Genomic DNA, 15,645 nt, shown 5'->3' with positions numbered 1-15,645 from the left:
GGTTTAGCCCCTTTTTATTATGTGTGTAATTTTAGTTTTACAGGTGTGTATTTTATAGTTTACGAAAATGCTTGTTGTGCGAAATGTGATAAACGTGCTCACTATTAAACTTTCCTTCACTTTTACTTAGTATCAAAGTCACAAGTTGAAGCGCTCCGAACCATCAACAGGACAGCAATTGAAATTGCAAGATCATCAACTCGGGGTGAAGTAAGTGAGAATGTAAAATGGCTAAAGCAAGTAAATATGTATCTAAGCAGCCAGATGAAAATGGTGTTATCGCTTGGACAGATGAAGAGAATCAAATTTGGTCAGAGTTAGTTGCACGTCAGCTAGCGTGTATCGAAGGCAAAGCTTGTGATGAATATTTGGCAGGCCTTGAGAAAATTAACTTACCAAAAGACCGCATTCCACAACTAAGTGAGTTAAACGAAGCACTAGCGAAAGAAACGGGTTGGCAGGTAGCGCCAGTGCCCGCACTGATTGATTTTGATGAGTTCTTTCGATTGCTTGCCAACAAGCAGTTTCCTGTAGCGACCTTTATTCGCTCAAGAGAAGAGTTTGATTACCTGCAAGAACCAGATATCTTCCATGAGATTTTTGGCCATTGTGCAATGCTAACGAATCCAGCATTCGCTGAGTTTACACACAAGTATGGTCAGCTAGGCTACGCCGCGGAGAAGAAAGACCGCGTATACCTTGCACGCTTATACTGGTTTACCGTCGAATTCGGTTTGATGCAAACAGAGCAAGGTCTGCGTATTTATGGTGGCGGTGTGCTGTCAAGTCCAGGTGAGACTCAATATGTCTACTCTGACAAACCAGAAATTAATCCACTTAACGTGTTAGATGTGTTACGTACACCTTATCGCATCGACATTATGCAACCTGTTTACTATACAATTAACTCAATCAACGACTTATTTGAGATCTCTAAAATGGATATCATGTCGCTGGTTGAACAAGCAAAAGAGCTAGGGTTATTTGAACCTAAGTTTCCGCCAAAAGAAAAACTAGCAAGTTAAGGAATTATCAATGTCTGATTTAAGTGCACAAAAATGTGAAGCGTGTCGTGCGGATGCGCCTAAAGTATCAGATGAAGAACTAGCGGTTCTGATCAAACAGATCCCTGATTGGGTACCTGAAGTACGCGATGGTATTATGCAGCTTGAGCGTGTTTACAAGTTTAAAAACTTTAAACAAGCAATTGCGTTCACAAACAAGGTGGGTGATATGGCTGAAGAAGAAGGCCATCACCCAGGTCTACTTACCGAATGGGGTAAAGTGACGGTAACGTGGTGGAGCCACTCTATTAAAGGTCTTCATAAAAACGATTTTATTTGTGCCGCTAAAACTGACGAAGTATTCGCAGCACAGTAGGTCGACATTTATGTCGACAAATATCGACAACCCATGTCATATTTCGACCTACAAAATAAAAACGGCGCTAAACAAGCGCCGTTTTTATTCATCATTTAGGATAAAAGCCAAGAAAACGTTCGTCTTTTCATTTTCCAAGCAAATACAACTAGCGTTAGCAGACATAGATTAATCTATTTTTATCCCACCCTCAGGCTACGTAAACGTAGGGCTAATTATACCATTAGTCCACAAGATAGCGGTTGCAGCAAGAATGATGACTAACAGCACTAGGCCACAAGTCACAACCGAGCTGGCATAAATAAACCCACGCTCCTCAGGAATATGCATAAGAATAGGCACGCCCGTATAAAGCAGGTAAACGGAGTACGCCAGTGCAACCATCCCAACCGATACGACAAACCAAAGCTCAGGATAAAATGCCGCAAAAGCCGACATAAACATTGGTGTTGCCGTGTAAGCCGATAACTCTAGAGTCTGTGTATAGGTCGGTGTTGAGCCAAAAGTGATGGCCATCCAGTGGGCGAGATACGCCAGAATAAAGACGCCTGCAATTAATGCGCAGTACATTGCAACACCAATTAATATTGCCGACTCATGAGTTAAATAGACAGCATCCCCAGTACCAACACTCCAGCCTAAGTAGACTGAAGAATAATACCCCATAATGCTTGGGATCAGCGCAACAAGTGCAATATGTGACAAACTGTAAAACATACTTTCGTGACGGTTATCAATTGTTTGCCACTCTTCGTGCGGGTGAGCATATAAGCCCCATAGATGATTAAAGATCATAGTTAGCCCCTCAAATATAGGTTTGTACTATTTTTGTACAATTCAATTAAGTTATGAGAGATGAGTTAATTTTTGTCAAGAAAATGTAGTTGAATAGCAATATTACTATTTTCAGAATGATCTAAAACTTCTTGGGGAATAGCCTAGTGGTGCACCTTGTAGCGAGAAGTTATGATAAAATGGCGCAAACACATTAGTCTTTTGTTGTTATGTTAGAAAAGTACACAGATTTACTTGCGCCTATTAACCAATTTTTAGGCTGTGAAACCCCGCAAGCTTGGATTGAAAAAGCAAAACAAAGCGAGCACTTACCATTGTTGCTTATCGATCATATGCATTGTGAGTTAAAAGCGGCACAAAGCGCGGCCTTCTTAATTCGTAAATATGCAATAGATGATGCGTCTGCAAAAACATTGTTAAGTTGGTTGCAACCTTACGAAGATTTTATTTATCGCAGTGTTGGTGATGGCGAGTTTTCAGGCAGTAAAAATGAATTGATTGGTGAGCTAACTGCACGACCTGAATATGCTTACAATCAAGATATTTTGAGTAAGATGGTGAGGCTTATCAAAGAAGAGCTACATCACTTCGAACAGGTGCTAGAAATCATAAGGGCACGTGATATTCCTGTTGAGTACGTACAAGCATCTCGCTATGCGTCTGGAATGATTAAACACATTCGCACTTATGAACCCGCAGCTCTGGTTGATAAACTGATCATTGGTGCCTACATTGAGGCTCGTTCATGTGAGCGTTTCGCTAAACTTGCGCCACACTTAGATCAAGAAATTGCTAAGTTTTATGTGTCGCTATTGCGCTCAGAAGCCAGACATTACCAAGACTATATTGATTTAGCGCATCAAGTTGCCAACGCAACAGATCCTAAGCGCTGTGACGTAGCTGGGCGCATTCAACTATTTCAGCAAGTGGAAAACGAGCTTATCCGCTCACCGGACCTTGATTTCAAGTTCCACTCAGGTGCGCCTATTTAAGCACTAAATTTATTCAAAAGGGTGGCAAAGGAGCTGCTGTTTGCCACTGTCATCAACGACGATATATGAACTTTGTGAATACCAATCGCCAAGCACAGTGCGTACCTTACCGCCTTGGTATGTGTGCACCTTTGGTCTGTGGGTGTGGCCGTGGATCATATTGTCTACGCCATGTTTTGCGAACATGTCTGCCACTGCTTCTTCGGTGACATCTAGAATCTCGAGGGGCTTGCCTTTTTGGTTTTCAATGCTCTTACGTCTTGCATTTGCAGCGACTCTGCGACGATACCAAAGTGGCATAGCAAGCATCAGTCTTGGCCACCACCAACCGCGGCTCTTCTTACGAAACTTTTGATAGGCTTCGTCTTGTGTACACATCTCGTCGCCGTGCAAAATCACCGTTGGTGTGCCGTATAGATCTATCACCGCTTGTTCAGGTAGCAAAGTCATTTGGCATTCGTCAGCAAAGGCTTGTTTGATTAAAAAATCACGGTTACCGTGAATAAAAAAGACTTTAATGCCAAGGTGACTCAAGCTTCGCAGTTTTTGTGCAATACTTAGGGCGTAGGGGTCTTTTTCATCGTCTCCAATCCACACTTCAAAAAAATCACCCAGAATATATAAAGCGTCGACATCGGCGGTCATATGATGGTCGAGAAAAGCGAAAAATGCGTCGGTGATATCAGTGCGGTGCTCGGTTAAATGCAAGTCGGCGATAAAATAGGTTTTACCCATGGGACCTCAAAACTAATAAGGCCAGCATAAATACTGGCCTTGAATAAAAAGTTGTATATTACTCAGCAACGTATGCTTTTTCGATGATCACATCTTCAAGCGGTACGTCTTGATGGAAACCAGAAGAACCAGTAGCAACACCTTTAATCTTATTTACCACATCCATGCCTTCAACAACTTCACCGAATACACAGTAACCCCAACCTTGCGATGTTTCGCTTGAGAAGTTAAGGAAGTCATTGTCGTTAACATTGATAAAAAATTGTGCAGTTGCAGAGTGTGGATCTGGCGTACGTGCCATTGCTAGAGTACCCACTTTGTTTGCAACACCGTTGTTTGCTTCGTTTTTGATCGGTGCTTCAACTGGCTTTTGCTCCATACCCGATGCGAATCCGCCACCTTGAACCATAAAGCCGTCGATTACACGGTGGAAAATAGTACCGTTATAAAACTCGCTGTTTACGTAGTTTAGGAAGTTAGCTACCGTTTCAGGCGCTTTGTCAGCGAAAAGATTAATACGGATTTCGCCGTGATTTGTTTCTAAAACAACCATGTTAGTGTCCATCGTGTTGAATGATAAAACCCTATTTTATATCAACTGGGCTTTTGTGAAAAAGCATTCCTTAAAAATCAGCGTAAAAAATCAAAAAACTGTCGTAATTTGTTATTAAAATCTAGAGGCGCTGCTATGCAGGTGGTATGATTAAAAGCACTTTTGTTAAAAAATGAACCGTACTTAGGAAGAAAACTACATGTTGCAGATTTTCAACACACTCACTCGCCAAAAAGCCCCTTTTAAACCGCTCAAAGAAGGCAAGGTTGATATGTACGTGTGTGGTATCACTATCTATGATTTCTGTCATGTAGGACACGCACGCACTTACGTTTCATTTGACGTAATGAACCGTTATTTACGTTATTTAGGTTATGACGTCACGTATGTGCGTAATATTACTGACGTGGATGACAAAATCATTAAACGCGCCGCGGAAAACAAAGAGTCGATTAATGATCTAACCGTTCGCATGACCAAAGCCATGCATGAAGACTTTACTGCGTTGAATATGCTACCTGCGGATATTGAGCCGACGGTAACAGGGCATATGGATGAAATCATCGAGATGATCGCGCGCTTGATTGAAAAAGGCCATGCTTACGTTGCGAAGGATGGGGATGTATTGTTTGATGTCTCAACGTTTGAGCAATATGGTCAGTTATCTCAGCAAGATTTAGAAATGCTACAAGCGGGCGCACGCGTTGAGGTCGCACAAGACAAAGATGATCCACTCGACTTTGTATTGTGGAAAAAAGCCAAAGCGGGTGAACCTGCGTGGCAATCTCCGTGGGGCGAAGGTCGTCCGGGTTGGCACATTGAATGTAGCGCAATGAGTTCAAAGCATTTGGGTGAATTTTTTGATATTCACGGTGGGGGTTCAGATTTGCAATTCCCGCACCATGAAAACGAGATTGCCCAATCTTGCTGCGCAAATAATGGCCGTTATGTGAACACCTGGATCCACACCGGCATGGTACAAGTTAACAAAGAGAAAATGTCTAAGTCTCTTGGCAATTTCTTTACCGTACGTGAAGTGCTAAAAGCTTTTGATAGAGAAACAGTACGCTATTTCTTGATCAATGGTCATTATCGTAGCCAGCTAAACTATTCACAAGAAAACCTTGAACAAGCACGTTCGTCGCTTGAGCGTATTTACACTGCGCTACGTGGCGTTGAGCTGGTGGAAGTCGAGCTTAAAGGTAATGTTTACGCTGAACGTTTTGAGACAGCAATGAACGACGACTTTAACACGCCAGAAGCACTGCCAGTGATTTTTGAATTATCAAAAGAAGTGAATCGCTTAAAAGAGAGTGACGCAGAAGCTGCAGGTGAGCATGCATTTATTCTTGTGAAACTCGCGGAAGTCTTAGGTATTGCGCAACAAGACCCTGAATCTTTCTTACAAGGTGAACAAGACGACGACGAAGTAGCGCAAATCGAAGCATTGATTGAAAAGCGCCGCAGCGCTCGCGAAAATAAAGATTGGGCTGCAGCGGATGAAGCGCGTGATGCGCTAACTGCCTTAGGCGTTGTGTTAGAAGATAGCGCGGGCAAAACAACTTGGCGTAAAGCTTAACCTTCTTGGTACCAACACGATACGCAAATAAAAATGCCTTCACATCAATCGGTGTGAAGGCATTTTTATTTATAACACTACTATTATTTTTAAGGCGTTAATGTCGCCTTAAACTCAGGCGCTTTGCGTGCATTAGTCAACTGCTCGAAAGCATAGGCAAGCTTGATTAATTTCGCTTCGCTATAAGCCTCAGCGAAGAAAGAAATACCCAGCGGTAGCTCATGATGAAAACCCATCGGTACTGTAATGCTTGGATATCCTGCAATCGCGGCAGGAGATGACGAGGAAGCGGAGAAATTATCACCGTTAATGATATCGATACTCCAAGCTGGGGTATTCGTTGGTGCGATAAATGCGTCAAGGCGATGTTCTTGTATTATTTTATCAATGCCTTGTTGGCGGGCAAATTTTTTAACCAAAGCTTGGGCTTCTTGATATCGGTGTTCTGTGATATCGCCTTTCTTTGCGGCTTCCTCTATCAAATATTGATCAAAGTACTTAATGGTGGAGGGATGTTGCTGGTTGAATTGGATGAGCTGGTTTAGGTTTTTTACTTTTACCTGCTCTGGTGTCTTGGCAAGGTAAGCATTGAGATCATGTTTAAAGTCATAGAGCAAAATATCCAATTCGGCGGAGCCTAAAGCTTCCAGCTCAGGTAAGTCTAACCCTTCAATTATTTCTGCGCCATTTGCTTTCATGGTTGCAACGGCTTTTGCAAATACCGCTTGAACTGCTGGTGGAAACTGACCTAGATGACTGGTGATAGCAATTCGTTTGCCTTTGAAACTGGCTGCATTTAAGCCTTGGGTAAAATCAATCGGCTGTTTTGCATCGCTAACGATAGCATTGAGCAATAAGGCGGCGCCCATCACCGACTTTGCCATAGGGCCAGCGCTATCTTGGCTATGACTAATAGGAATAATGCCTTCACCAGAAACCAAACCGACAGTCGGTTTAATACCTACAACGCCATTATGTGCTGAAGGACAAACAATAGAACCGTCAGTTTCCGTACCAATGGCGAGCAGTGCAAGACCTGCGGAGACGGCAACAGCAGAGCCGGAACTTGAGCCACATGGTGTTCTGTCTAACACATACGGGTTTTTGGTTTGACCACCGAGCGTGCTGTAGCCGCTCGAGCTGAAACTTGATTTAAAGTTTGCCCATTCACTTAAATTGGCTTTGCCAAGGATGATAGCGCCGGCTTGTTCTAACTGGATGATAAGCGGTGCAGCTTGGGTTTTGACGTTGTGTTGCAGGGCGAGCGCGCCTGCGGTTGTTGCCATTGGCGCCCTGGTGTCGATATTATCTTTAACAATAACTGGCAGGCCATGAAGTGGCCCTCGGTATTTTCCCGCGCGTAGTTCGGCATCAAGCTTTTTAGCGTCTTGTAAAGCGTTGGGATTGAGCGTGATCACTGCATTGAGCATAGGGCCACTGTCGTCAAGTTGTGAAATCCTTTTTAAATAAAACTCAGTGAGTTGCGTTGCTGATAAAGTTCGATTTTGTATTTTGGTTTGTGCTTCGAGCGTGGTAAGGTCCGCAAGCGATTGACTATAAGCTGGCAACGCAAGCGCGAGACAAGTGGTTAAAGCGAGTAGGGATTTTTTCATGACGTATTTTACCAATCCGCAGTAGTATTGTTGTTATTTATTTGTCCTTTATTTAGTCACGAGCCCTGTAAAAGGTCAAGCGAGTAGCCTGAACAAAGCATGATTTAGGCGTCTTTAAAACTTGTATTTTTGCTGCTAGCCACACACACTTAACTTCACGAGATAACAAAAAATATAACCATGATAAAAGCACCAATAGATATAGACGTAGATATTCCGTGGCTTGACCAAAAGCTATTTTCATTAGGTAAATTTTCATTAGAGGTGGGAGAAGCACTCTCATTTATCGCGGTGATCGTTGCGACTTTGGTGATCTCCAAGATCCTACGACTAGCATTTAATCGTCTCGCGTCAAGACAAGGGGTGATCCAGCATACCTCAGCCTATGTGATAGGCAGGATCATTCACTACATCGTGTTATTTATTGGTCTTATTATTGCGCTGACGGCGTTAGGAATAGAGATCACTGAATTAGCGCTTGTTGCCAGTGCGCTCGGCGTTGGGATTGGCTTAGGCCTACAAGGTCTGGTGAATAACTTTGTCTCAGGTCTGGTGTTACTGCTAGAGAAAACCGTCAAAGTTGGGGACTTTGTGGAGCTGACCAACGGGGTGGTGGGGGAAGTGATAGCCATTCACATGCGCTCAACTTGGATCCGTACAAATGACAACGTCGACCTGCTTATTCCAAACTCGGAAATGGTGTCAAATACAATTACCAATTGGACAATGTCGGATAAATATCGTCGTTTCCGTATTCCTTTTTCGGTGGCCTACGGCAGCGACAAAGAGAAGGTGAAGCGTGCCGCATTGGAAGCGGCCAAAAATGTCCAATATACCTTGAATACGCCGGGGCGAGAAGCAACGGTATGGATGACAGGGTTTGGTGATAGTAGCTTGAATTTCACGCTAGGAGTTTGGGTGCAACCTGAGCAGGTAAAGCGACCAACAGCGCTGGTTTCTGATTACCTCTGGGCTATCGATGATGCCTTTCGAAAATATCAAATCGAGATCCCGTTTCCACAGCGCGATCTTCATTTACGCAGTGGCTTTTCTATGGAAAAGCCTGATGAAAACTGAGGGTAGAATAACGGCTAGGGTGCTAGCCGTTATTGAGTTTACTCAGTGAATGATTTTAACCACTCGTTGCGGGAATGGAATTTCGATTTCCGCATTTTTAATCGCGGCAAACACCGCTCTATTCACTTCTAATTTAGTTTCGATAAGTGAAGTCGTAGGCACCCAGTAGCGGTAGCTCAATATCACTGCACTGTCGGCAAATTCCTCAATCCCCACCTGCGGCTTAGGGTCTTGACTGACCTTAGCATTATCAGCGAGTACTTTATTGATAAGCGTTAATGCACTTTGATAATCAGCATCATAAGCTATTCCTATTTCACCTTTAACCAAAGAGTTTGCAAACGAGTTATGGAGAATTTCTCCCACCACATGTTTATTTGGGATTGTGATCTCTACTTTGTCTTCGTTGATGAGCGTGGTATGTCCAAGCTCAATCATTTTAACTTGGCCGTTAACGCCTTTGATGCTGATGGTATCGCCAATCACAAATGGGCGGGTAGCGATGATGGCAAGCCCTGCGCCATAATTTGCTAGCATACCTTGCAGTGCAAGACCTGCACCTAAAGACGCGGCACCGATGGCGGCGACAAATGGTGTGATACTGATGCCAACCTTGCCAAGAGAAATAATCACAAACATGGCAATGATAAGCACCTTGATCACATTGCCAATAAAGTTGGTTAAAGCAGGATCGATATTGTGTTTTAGCATCAAGTTTTCAGTCGCTTTAGACAGCTTTCTTGATAACCACAAACCGAGAAGGAAGATGAATATCGCAGCGAGCAATTGGAAACTGTACGTCACCAGATACTCTCGAATAATGTTGTAATAGTGTTCTATTTGCTCGATTTCTTGATTGATCACAGTCATATCCCGAGTTATTAAATTAGAGTAGCCAACCAATGATAAAACAAAGGCACCCAAAGTGCAGTTATCATGGCGGTAATTGTCATCGCCGCTGAAGCAAAAGCGCCAGCCATGGGGTGATGCTCTATCGCTGCGGTTGTGCCTATCGCATGGCAAGCAACACCAAGCGCAGTGCCTTTCGCTTGCATATGGTCAACTTTACACCAGTGCAAGATATGTAGCCCAAACACGCCACCAAATACACCAATTAGTATCACCATAATCGCTGCAATAGCAGGGATCCCCCCGAGATAATCACTAATGAGTAGAGTGATTGGTGTTGTAACCGACAGGGCCGCCATTGAAGCTGAGAGCTGTGGATCGGCTGCGAAAAACTGGCAAATAAGAAAAGCGCTTAACGTAGACAGTGAAACACCCAACCAACTGGTTAAGCACAATGCAAAAAATACCGGTTTAATTTGGTGAAATTGTTTATACAAAGGGTAAGCGAGTGCAACGACCGCTGGCTCTAACAAGTAATGAATTGGTAGCGTTGCTTGTTGATATATCTTGTAGTCGAACTTCGTGAATAGTAGAAATGCCGAAATGACCAAAATGCAGATCAGCACAGGGTTTAATATCGGTAAGGAGATACGCTGATATAGTTTGCGAGCACTAAAAAATAACAGCACAGTAAGCGCTGACGCCATAATCATATTAATCACGAAACTTGATGCTCTTAACGATAGGGCTTAACAATACAAGACTTATTGTTGGTACACCAACTAGCAATAACAGTAGCATAAGCCAGTGGGATTGAAACAAACTGAGATGTTCTACCAAGCCCACTCCCGCTGGAATAAAAAACAGCGCCATGTATTTTAAGATGGGCTCTGCTGCGGGGGCTAACCATTCTACTTTAATGATTTTTGTGGCAAGGAGTATGACAAGAAGCACCATGCCAAGTAGGGCGGCTGGGATCTGTAAAGCACTAAGCTGAATTATCCACTTAGCGCTGAAGAGGCACGCTAAAATGATGGCAAAGCCTAGTGCAAATTGTAATATCAACTTCGCTCTGTGTACCATTAAATGTAAATCCTTAGCGCTGTAATGGCTCTAGTATGTATGATGGCTCATTGTACGCTTTCGTATTGCGATGACCATTATACTTTGGGCAAACAGGCATTCAATCTAGCGTCACCACTTCATGCGAGGCAAAAATGGCTTTTTATTATCATCTGCTACAGAGGCATTCTTCATTGCAATTTTGGTATTTTTAGCGGCGAGCAATTTAATTTGTGACCACGTTTCTAACCACAATAGTTTACGTGCGGGCTGGTTGTAGGCTCGATTATACACTTTCTTAATTGCTGCAATGGCATCTGGCGAGCGTGCGCTAAATTGAGAGAGTAACTCTGAGAGTCTAGCGTCAACATCATCACAGATCTCGGTAATGAGACCGTCCTTTAGTGCTTGCTGGGCGTCTATTCGCTGTGCATGGACTGTCATTAGCAATGCCTTATCCTTGTTCATTGTGGCAGGCAAAAGTAAGCTGCCGCCCATGTCAGGGCAAAGTCCCCATTTGGCTTCCATAATGGCAAACTGCGCACTGCTGTCGGCTAAACGAATATCTGCACCTAATGCAATATGACAGCCTCCGCCTAAACAATTGCCTGTGATCTTGGCGATGACAGGAACTGGCAAAGTTTGCCAGCCGAGTACGACTCTTTGTACTAAGTTAGCATTGCCAGGTAACCACTTTTTAAGTAGCTTGATGATCCCAGAAGGTTTATTCAGCACGCTTTTTACATCTAGGCCAGCACAAAAATGTGCGCCTTCACCTTGGAGAACGACAGCCCTAATTGATTTGCTTTTTCTAATTTTCTTTATCGCATTATCTAAACCAACAAACATGTCAACAGACAGCGCGTTTTGTTTTTCTGGTCGAGATAAGGTCACAAATGCGATATTGTTCGCTTCGGAAAATGAAATCATGATGAGATGCTCCCTGCGGGTTTTATGCGATAGTTTTAGAGTAATAACTCAAAAGCGACGTAACATTCAACTTTTACCGATAATTTGTTCGTCATTTAGCGTTATTTTCTGTTTGATTATCGCGACTATGTATTTATGTTTTACCTCATTTTGCTATCATTGCGCCAACTTTAAAACAACAGGCTAGCGTCCATGACAGCGAGACTTTGTAGCATCGAAGAAGCCACTCACCAAGCATATGATATCTTCCTTGAGTTGGCCCCGGATAATCTTGAAGAACACGATATTAATATGTTCAACGAACATCGCGAAGAGCGTGGCTTCATTGAAGAAAGTGAGCCGGACGAGAGTTGGTCGAGCATCACTGCGTATGAACAAGAAGCAGAACCAGAGCATTTCGTACAGGTTTTGGTTGGTATCGAGTTTGATGACTCGGATCAGGTGTACGCAAAAATCTTGATTAGCAGAGATTTAGATGCACCGTTTTGTCATATCATATGGAAGCAATAACCGGAAAGTAGTTGCCAGTGCCGTTTTTTAGAACTTTCGCCTTATTTGCAATTGGCTTGGTTTCGCTACCAAGCTTAGCTACGGATCCATTCGAAGATTTTCACGAATATGGCAAAATGCCCGATGACGAAATTCATCAAAAACACAAGGGCGAAATGCTGTACGGTGACGTTGAATTTGGCTTTATCGTTAACAAAGGTAATACGCAAAACACGTCATTTAAGTTTAAAAGTAACCTTTACCAAGATTTCCCCAAGTGGCGTAATCAATTTAAATTTAATGGCCTTTATCGCCGCGAGCAAAATACAGAAACAGACGTCGAAGATGTCTCAGCGTCGCGCTACTTTGGCTCTGCGCAAGGTAACTACAAGCTAGGAGACGATAACGCTTCGTTCTTTATGTACGGTGACTATGAGCGTGACAGGTTTAATGGCAAGGAATATACCACGACATTTGCGCTCGGTTATGGCAATCGTGTGTATGAGGGACGAAAGAACACGGTAGATGTCGACATCGGCCCCGGTATGTCTATCTCTCGTGTGGATAACGAAATCGAGCTTGAGCCGGAAGAAGATAGAACGGAGCAAGGCCAGCTTTTGCGTATGGCATTGCAGTGGGAAAGAAACGTGTCAAAGCGCACCCGCTTTAATCAAGACGTTAGTTTTGAACAATCGCTGTCAGGTTTAAACTCCAGATTGTTTGCTGAGTCTGCGCTAGTCACACAAGTGATTGGCGGGATTGCGCTGAAGTTTGCGTTTATTTACCGTTATAATTCGCAGCCAGAAAATGAAAAAGAAAAGGTAGACACCGAACTTGGTGCTACATTAGTTTACAGCTTTGATTAAGAAGACTATCGATGTATAAAAATACACAGTTTGCATGGGTTATATGGCTGTTTCTAGCCTTTATCGCCAGTTTTACCATATTGGCAATTTTCCTAGCTGGTAGCAATCTCGCCTTTGTTGGCTTTTTGGTGATCCTCGCGCTTGTTGCGTTTATTTTTTACGGCTTAACCATTCAAGTGAACCAAGAGCAACAAACGTTAAGCTGGTGGTTTGGACCGTCGGTGGCCAAAATGACCTTAAAGTTTGACGATATTGATTATGTTCAGCCTGTGACTAATTCTCTACGCCATGGTATTGGCATGCGGATCAGCACAGACGGTTGGGTATACACAGTTGCCGGATTCAAGGCACTCGAAGTGGTGATGAAGGATGGCACTAAATATCGCTTGGGTACAAATGACCAAGCTAACTTGGTTACGGCAATGGAAAGTAAACTTAAACAAGAAAAAAGCGCTGAATGATCAGCGCTTTTTATTAGTAACTCGACTAACCTTAGTGGTCGTGACCACAACCGCCTTCGCCATGAACGTGGCCGTGGGCAACTTCTTCTGCTGTTGCTTCACGTACTTCAAGCACTTCAACGTCAAAATTCAGTGTGATCCCAGAAAGTGGGTGGTTCGCGTCAACAATGACTTCTTCGTCTTCGATACCAATGATCACAACGATTTGGTCGCCTTCGTCGGTGGTAGCTCTAAATTGCATACCCACTTCGATTTCCATGCCTTCAAACATTGACTTAGGAACAGCTTGAGTCAATTCGTCAAAGCGCTCACCATAACCTTCTTGTGGCTCTATGGTCACACTGAAAGTGTCACCAGCTTGTTTGCCTTGTAGGGCATCATCAAGACCTGGGATCAGATAACCTGAGCCAAGCATCGCTATCACAGGCTCATCATCAAATGTGCTATCAATCGTGTTGTTGTCTTTGTCTTGAACTGAGTAGTGGATTGTCACTACCGAGTTAGGGCCAATAATCATATAAGATCCCGTTAGTTGTCTTCTAAAGAATAAGGTAGAGGTTGAATAGTAAGACTCACCTCTGGTGAATTTTTTGCTCTTAGCACTGCGTCTTGTGGTGTGTCATTTGGCATCACAGCCAGCGCATAATAACGGCTGCTGTTAGCATCAAAGGTTTGTTGAATAACCTTGCCACCACGACGCCAGTTGTCTTCAATCTGCAGTTCAATGTCTGCCTCTTCGATGCGCTCTGCAGCATTGCCTGTCACTATGTACATGGCACGTTTGTTTTTACCAAGATAGCGCATCCGAGCTACGGTTTCTTGACCAGTATAGCAACCTTTCTTAAAGCTGATCCCGTTAAGGGCCTGAAGGTTAACCATTTGTGGTACAAATTCGTCCACGTGATCTGCATCAAGGCTTGGCTCACCTGCTAAAATGCTGGCCGCAATAAACGGTGCTGGATTGCTTTGTTGTTCCACGTCCGCGGGTAAACTTGCGCCTTCGAACGCGATGAAAACAAAGCGCTCGTCTGCGAGTTTTAGCAGCTTGCCGTTGGCAACATCTACAGCGCTTGTGTCAGACGAAAGCTCAACGCCAAAGGCAGTAGCAAGCGCTTTACTGTCCTGAGTCATTAAGCCAAAGACTTCGCAGTCAGCAAAATCAATGTCAACTTTGGCAAAAACGCCGTACTTTTTTAGCTCACGAAGTGATGCTTCAGCTTCGGCTACACCTGCAAGCATTAAGTAGTCGTCTTGATAGCGAGTTAAGCGCGACACAGACCAAAGTTTGCCTTTAGGGCTACAATGCCCAGACCACATAAAATTATCTTCTTTGATAAGGTTAATGTCTTGAGTAACCTGACCGTGCAAATAGCTAAGTTTATCTTGTCCTGAAATGCGAATAACCTTGAACGGAAGCGCATAAGCACGAGCAATTGACATAATGTTGATCCCTATTAAAGTGTTTTCGTAATGTTACCGTAAAATCATAAGTGGAGATAGGGACGGACGATTTCAATGTGCCATTTCTATAAGTTTTATGGCATATGTCCTGCACAGTGGGTATAATTTTCTCAATAGTTTATGAGGGGTTAATCAGTTTATGGTTGAGTTACTGCCTAAAGCTCGAGTTAAATGGGCTTGCCGTCGTGGCATGTTAGAGCTGGACGTTATTTTAGAGCCGTTTGTTGAGCAGGCTTATGACGCGCTATCCGACGAAGGTAAGTACGTGTTTCAGCGTCTAGTTACCTGTGAGGATCCAGATTTATTTGCTTGGTTTATGGGTCATGAAGAATGTCCAGATCCAGAGCTAAAACGCATGGTTAAGTTAATCCTTGATCGGATCCGCGTATAGAATCGACTTTCAACACAATCTTCAGAACCACACCTTCTTTGTGGTTCTTTTTTCTTGCCTCACTTTTATCCTTTTTCTGCTGTTTCCAGCGCTGTGGTGGTTAGTCGCAATCGTATTTGCCGTGACGGGTTATTGCAGTTGGCAAACTGTTCTATCTCGTACACCAAAGGCGGGTACTGTACTCTTGATCCCGAAGGAAAACTTCATTGAAATACAGTCGAAAACGATAAATTTCAAAGGGCAGCTTATTGGTGCGACCATATGGTTTGATAGTCAAATAGCGCTAAAAATCATGGATGCGAACCAAGCTAAGCAGCAGATATTTTTGACTCGACGGGCAATACCAGAAGCGGACTGGCGTTTACTTTGTCGCACCGTACTGCAAGCCAATTAGAAAAAGCAACGAGAGCAT

At 43.5% G+C, this 15,645-nt stretch carries 20 protein-coding genes; 10 read left to right on the top strand and 10 right to left on the bottom strand.

Going from position 1 to position 15,645, the window contains the following annotated elements; all coding sequences use genetic code 11:
- The first annotated feature begins 227 nt into the window (after positions 1-227).
- Together phhA and PNC201_RS11540 are read left to right on the top strand one after the other, a co-directional pair.
- On the top strand, positions 228-1,025 hold the full coding sequence (phhA, locus tag PNC201_RS11545) for a phenylalanine 4-monooxygenase (protein ID WP_039497094.1): 798 nt from the start codon (positions 228-230) through the stop codon (positions 1,023-1,025).
- A 10-nt stretch (positions 1,026-1,035) separates the two neighbouring features.
- Entirely contained in the window at positions 1,036-1,380 is a 345-nt protein-coding gene (locus tag PNC201_RS11540) for a 4a-hydroxytetrahydrobiopterin dehydratase (protein WP_010606741.1), read from the top strand.
- Between the two features lie 195 nt (positions 1,381-1,575).
- Here the strand turns inward: PNC201_RS11540 and PNC201_RS11535 are convergent, their stop codons facing one another.
- Positions 1,576-2,175, bottom strand: a complete 600-nt coding sequence (locus PNC201_RS11535; protein ID WP_010606742.1) for a Yip1 family protein — start codon at positions 2,173-2,175, stop codon at positions 1,576-1,578.
- 209 nt (positions 2,176-2,384) lie between these two features.
- Here PNC201_RS11535 and miaE point away from each other — a divergent pair, with 209 nt between their 5' ends.
- The gene (miaE, locus tag PNC201_RS11530; RefSeq protein ID WP_102057130.1) at positions 2,385-3,167 is read left to right on the top strand and encodes a tRNA isopentenyl-2-thiomethyl-A-37 hydroxylase MiaE; all 783 of its coding nucleotides are present in this window, start codon (positions 2,385-2,387) and stop codon (positions 3,165-3,167) included.
- A gap of 9 nt (positions 3,168-3,176) precedes the next feature.
- Here miaE and PNC201_RS11525 read toward each other — a convergent pair whose 3' ends face one another.
- Positions 3,177-3,902, bottom strand: a complete 726-nt coding sequence (locus PNC201_RS11525) for a UDP-2,3-diacylglucosamine diphosphatase (protein WP_102057129.1) — start codon at positions 3,900-3,902, stop codon at positions 3,177-3,179.
- 58 nt (positions 3,903-3,960) lie between these two features.
- Positions 3,961-4,455 carry a peptidylprolyl isomerase gene (locus tag PNC201_RS11520; RefSeq protein ID WP_010371206.1) on the bottom strand — a complete coding sequence of 165 codons (495 nt, stop codon included), beginning with the start codon at positions 4,453-4,455 and terminating at the stop codon, positions 3,961-3,963.
- A gap of 199 nt (positions 4,456-4,654) precedes the next feature.
- Between PNC201_RS11520 and cysS the strand changes: the two genes are divergently transcribed.
- The gene (gene cysS / locus PNC201_RS11515) at positions 4,655-6,034 is read left to right on the top strand and encodes a cysteine--tRNA ligase (RefSeq protein ID WP_102057128.1); all 1,380 of its coding nucleotides are present in this window, start codon (positions 4,655-4,657) and stop codon (positions 6,032-6,034) included.
- Positions 6,035-6,123: 89 nt separating this feature from the next.
- Here cysS and PNC201_RS11510 read toward each other — a convergent pair whose 3' ends face one another.
- Positions 6,124-7,647: an amidase gene (locus tag PNC201_RS11510; protein WP_102057127.1), complete on the bottom strand. Its 1,524-nt coding sequence runs from the start codon at positions 7,645-7,647 to the stop codon at positions 6,124-6,126.
- A gap of 180 nt (positions 7,648-7,827) precedes the next feature.
- Here PNC201_RS11510 and PNC201_RS11505 point away from each other — a divergent pair, with 180 nt between their 5' ends.
- Positions 7,828-8,724 (top strand): mechanosensitive ion channel family protein, encoded by an 897-nt coding sequence (locus PNC201_RS11505; RefSeq protein WP_069018601.1) that lies wholly within the window; start codon positions 7,828-7,830, stop codon positions 8,722-8,724.
- A gap of 42 nt (positions 8,725-8,766) precedes the next feature.
- Here the strand turns inward: PNC201_RS11505 and PNC201_RS11500 are convergent, their stop codons facing one another.
- From PNC201_RS11500 to PNC201_RS11485, 4 genes are all read right to left on the bottom strand, one after another.
- Positions 8,767-9,588 carry a mechanosensitive ion channel family protein gene (locus PNC201_RS11500; RefSeq protein WP_102057874.1) on the bottom strand — a complete coding sequence of 274 codons (822 nt, stop codon included), beginning with the start codon at positions 9,586-9,588 and terminating at the stop codon, positions 8,767-8,769.
- Between the two features lie 17 nt (positions 9,589-9,605).
- Positions 9,606-10,286 carry an LrgB family protein gene (locus PNC201_RS11495; RefSeq protein ID WP_233525251.1) on the bottom strand — a complete coding sequence of 227 codons (681 nt, stop codon included), beginning with the start codon at positions 10,284-10,286 and terminating at the stop codon, positions 9,606-9,608.
- A gap of 1 nt (position 10,287) precedes the next feature.
- Positions 10,288-10,656, bottom strand: coding sequence for a CidA/LrgA family protein (locus PNC201_RS11490; protein WP_102057125.1), 369 nt, complete (start codon positions 10,654-10,656; stop codon positions 10,288-10,290).
- A 111-nt stretch (positions 10,657-10,767) separates the two neighbouring features.
- Entirely contained in the window at positions 10,768-11,565 is a 798-nt protein-coding gene (locus PNC201_RS11485; RefSeq protein WP_102057124.1) for a crotonase/enoyl-CoA hydratase family protein, read from the bottom strand.
- 192 nt (positions 11,566-11,757) lie between these two features.
- On the opposite strand from PNC201_RS11485, the gene PNC201_RS11480 reads away from it, so the two are divergent.
- Genes PNC201_RS11480 through PNC201_RS11470 form a run of 3 tightly spaced genes read left to right on the top strand, consistent with a single transcriptional unit; the run spans position 11,758 to position 13,381 of the window.
- Positions 11,758-12,075, top strand: a complete 318-nt coding sequence (locus tag PNC201_RS11480) for a DUF440 family protein (RefSeq protein WP_102057123.1) — start codon at positions 11,758-11,760, stop codon at positions 12,073-12,075.
- Positions 12,076-12,092: 17 nt separating this feature from the next.
- Positions 12,093-12,920: a DUF481 domain-containing protein gene (locus PNC201_RS11475; RefSeq protein WP_102057122.1), complete on the top strand. Its 828-nt coding sequence runs from the start codon at positions 12,093-12,095 to the stop codon at positions 12,918-12,920.
- Between the two features lie 11 nt (positions 12,921-12,931).
- Positions 12,932-13,381 (top strand): hypothetical protein, encoded by a 450-nt coding sequence (locus tag PNC201_RS11470; protein ID WP_010606754.1) that lies wholly within the window; start codon positions 12,932-12,934, stop codon positions 13,379-13,381.
- A 31-nt stretch (positions 13,382-13,412) separates the two neighbouring features.
- Here the strand turns inward: PNC201_RS11470 and PNC201_RS11465 are convergent, their stop codons facing one another.
- A complete protein-coding gene (locus PNC201_RS11465; RefSeq protein WP_010606755.1) occupies positions 13,413-13,898 on the bottom strand; it encodes an FKBP-type peptidyl-prolyl cis-trans isomerase in 486 nt (161 codons plus the stop codon).
- Between the two features lie 11 nt (positions 13,899-13,909).
- On the bottom strand, positions 13,910-14,821 hold the full coding sequence (ygfZ, locus tag PNC201_RS11460; protein ID WP_102057121.1) for a tRNA-modifying protein YgfZ: 912 nt from the start codon (positions 14,819-14,821) through the stop codon (positions 13,910-13,912).
- A 160-nt stretch (positions 14,822-14,981) separates the two neighbouring features.
- Between ygfZ and PNC201_RS11455 the strand changes: the two genes are divergently transcribed.
- Positions 14,982-15,233, top strand: coding sequence for an FAD assembly factor SdhE (locus tag PNC201_RS11455; protein ID WP_010371260.1), 252 nt, complete (start codon positions 14,982-14,984; stop codon positions 15,231-15,233).
- Positions 15,234-15,273: 40 nt separating this feature from the next.
- The gene (locus PNC201_RS11450; RefSeq protein WP_323054427.1) at positions 15,274-15,627 is read left to right on the top strand and encodes a protein YgfX; all 354 of its coding nucleotides are present in this window, start codon (positions 15,274-15,276) and stop codon (positions 15,625-15,627) included.
- Positions 15,628-15,645: the final 18 nt, after the last annotated feature.

Origin of the sequence: Pseudoalteromonas sp. NC201 (assembly GCF_002850255.1) — a bacterium.
GTDB lineage: Bacteria > Pseudomonadota > Gammaproteobacteria > Enterobacterales > Alteromonadaceae > Pseudoalteromonas.
The sequence above is the reverse complement of the archived record's forward strand: the minus strand, read 5'-3'. Positions and strand labels throughout refer to the sequence as shown.

What these genes read in the sequence shown, in the direction of transcription:
- phhA (WP_039497094.1), top strand. Translation starts at nt 228, where the DNA reads ATGGCTAAAGCAAGTAAATATGTATCTAAGCAGCCAGATGAAAATGGT.
- PNC201_RS11540 (WP_010606741.1), top strand. Translation starts at nt 1,036, where the DNA reads ATGTCTGATTTAAGTGCACAAAAATGTGAAGCGTGTCGTGCGGATGCG.
- PNC201_RS11535 (WP_010606742.1), bottom strand. Translation starts at nt 2,175, where the DNA reads ATGATCTTTAATCATCTATGGGGCTTATATGCTCACCCGCACGAAGAG.
- miaE (WP_102057130.1), top strand. Translation starts at nt 2,385, where the DNA reads ATGTTAGAAAAGTACACAGATTTACTTGCGCCTATTAACCAATTTTTA.
- PNC201_RS11525 (WP_102057129.1), bottom strand. Translation starts at nt 3,902, where the DNA reads ATGGGTAAAACCTATTTTATCGCCGACTTGCATTTAACCGAGCACCGC.
- PNC201_RS11520 (WP_010371206.1), bottom strand. Translation starts at nt 4,455, where the DNA reads ATGGTTGTTTTAGAAACAAATCACGGCGAAATCCGTATTAATCTTTTC.
- cysS (WP_102057128.1), top strand. Translation starts at nt 4,655, where the DNA reads ATGTTGCAGATTTTCAACACACTCACTCGCCAAAAAGCCCCTTTTAAA.
- PNC201_RS11510 (WP_102057127.1), bottom strand. Translation starts at nt 7,647, where the DNA reads ATGAAAAAATCCCTACTCGCTTTAACCACTTGTCTCGCGCTTGCGTTG.
- PNC201_RS11505 (WP_069018601.1), top strand. Translation starts at nt 7,828, where the DNA reads ATGATAAAAGCACCAATAGATATAGACGTAGATATTCCGTGGCTTGAC.
- PNC201_RS11495 (WP_233525251.1), bottom strand. Translation starts at nt 10,286, where the DNA reads ATGATTATGGCGTCAGCGCTTACTGTGCTGTTATTTTTTAGTGCTCGC.
- PNC201_RS11490 (WP_102057125.1), bottom strand. Translation starts at nt 10,656, where the DNA reads ATGGTACACAGAGCGAAGTTGATATTACAATTTGCACTAGGCTTTGCC.
- PNC201_RS11485 (WP_102057124.1), bottom strand. Translation starts at nt 11,565, where the DNA reads ATGATTTCATTTTCCGAAGCGAACAATATCGCATTTGTGACCTTATCT.
- PNC201_RS11480 (WP_102057123.1), top strand. Translation starts at nt 11,758, where the DNA reads ATGACAGCGAGACTTTGTAGCATCGAAGAAGCCACTCACCAAGCATAT.
- PNC201_RS11470 (WP_010606754.1), top strand. Translation starts at nt 12,932, where the DNA reads ATGTATAAAAATACACAGTTTGCATGGGTTATATGGCTGTTTCTAGCC.
- PNC201_RS11465 (WP_010606755.1), bottom strand. Translation starts at nt 13,898, where the DNA reads ATGATTATTGGCCCTAACTCGGTAGTGACAATCCACTACTCAGTTCAA.
- ygfZ (WP_102057121.1), bottom strand. Translation starts at nt 14,821, where the DNA reads ATGTCAATTGCTCGTGCTTATGCGCTTCCGTTCAAGGTTATTCGCATT.
- PNC201_RS11455 (WP_010371260.1), top strand. Translation starts at nt 14,982, where the DNA reads ATGGTTGAGTTACTGCCTAAAGCTCGAGTTAAATGGGCTTGCCGTCGT.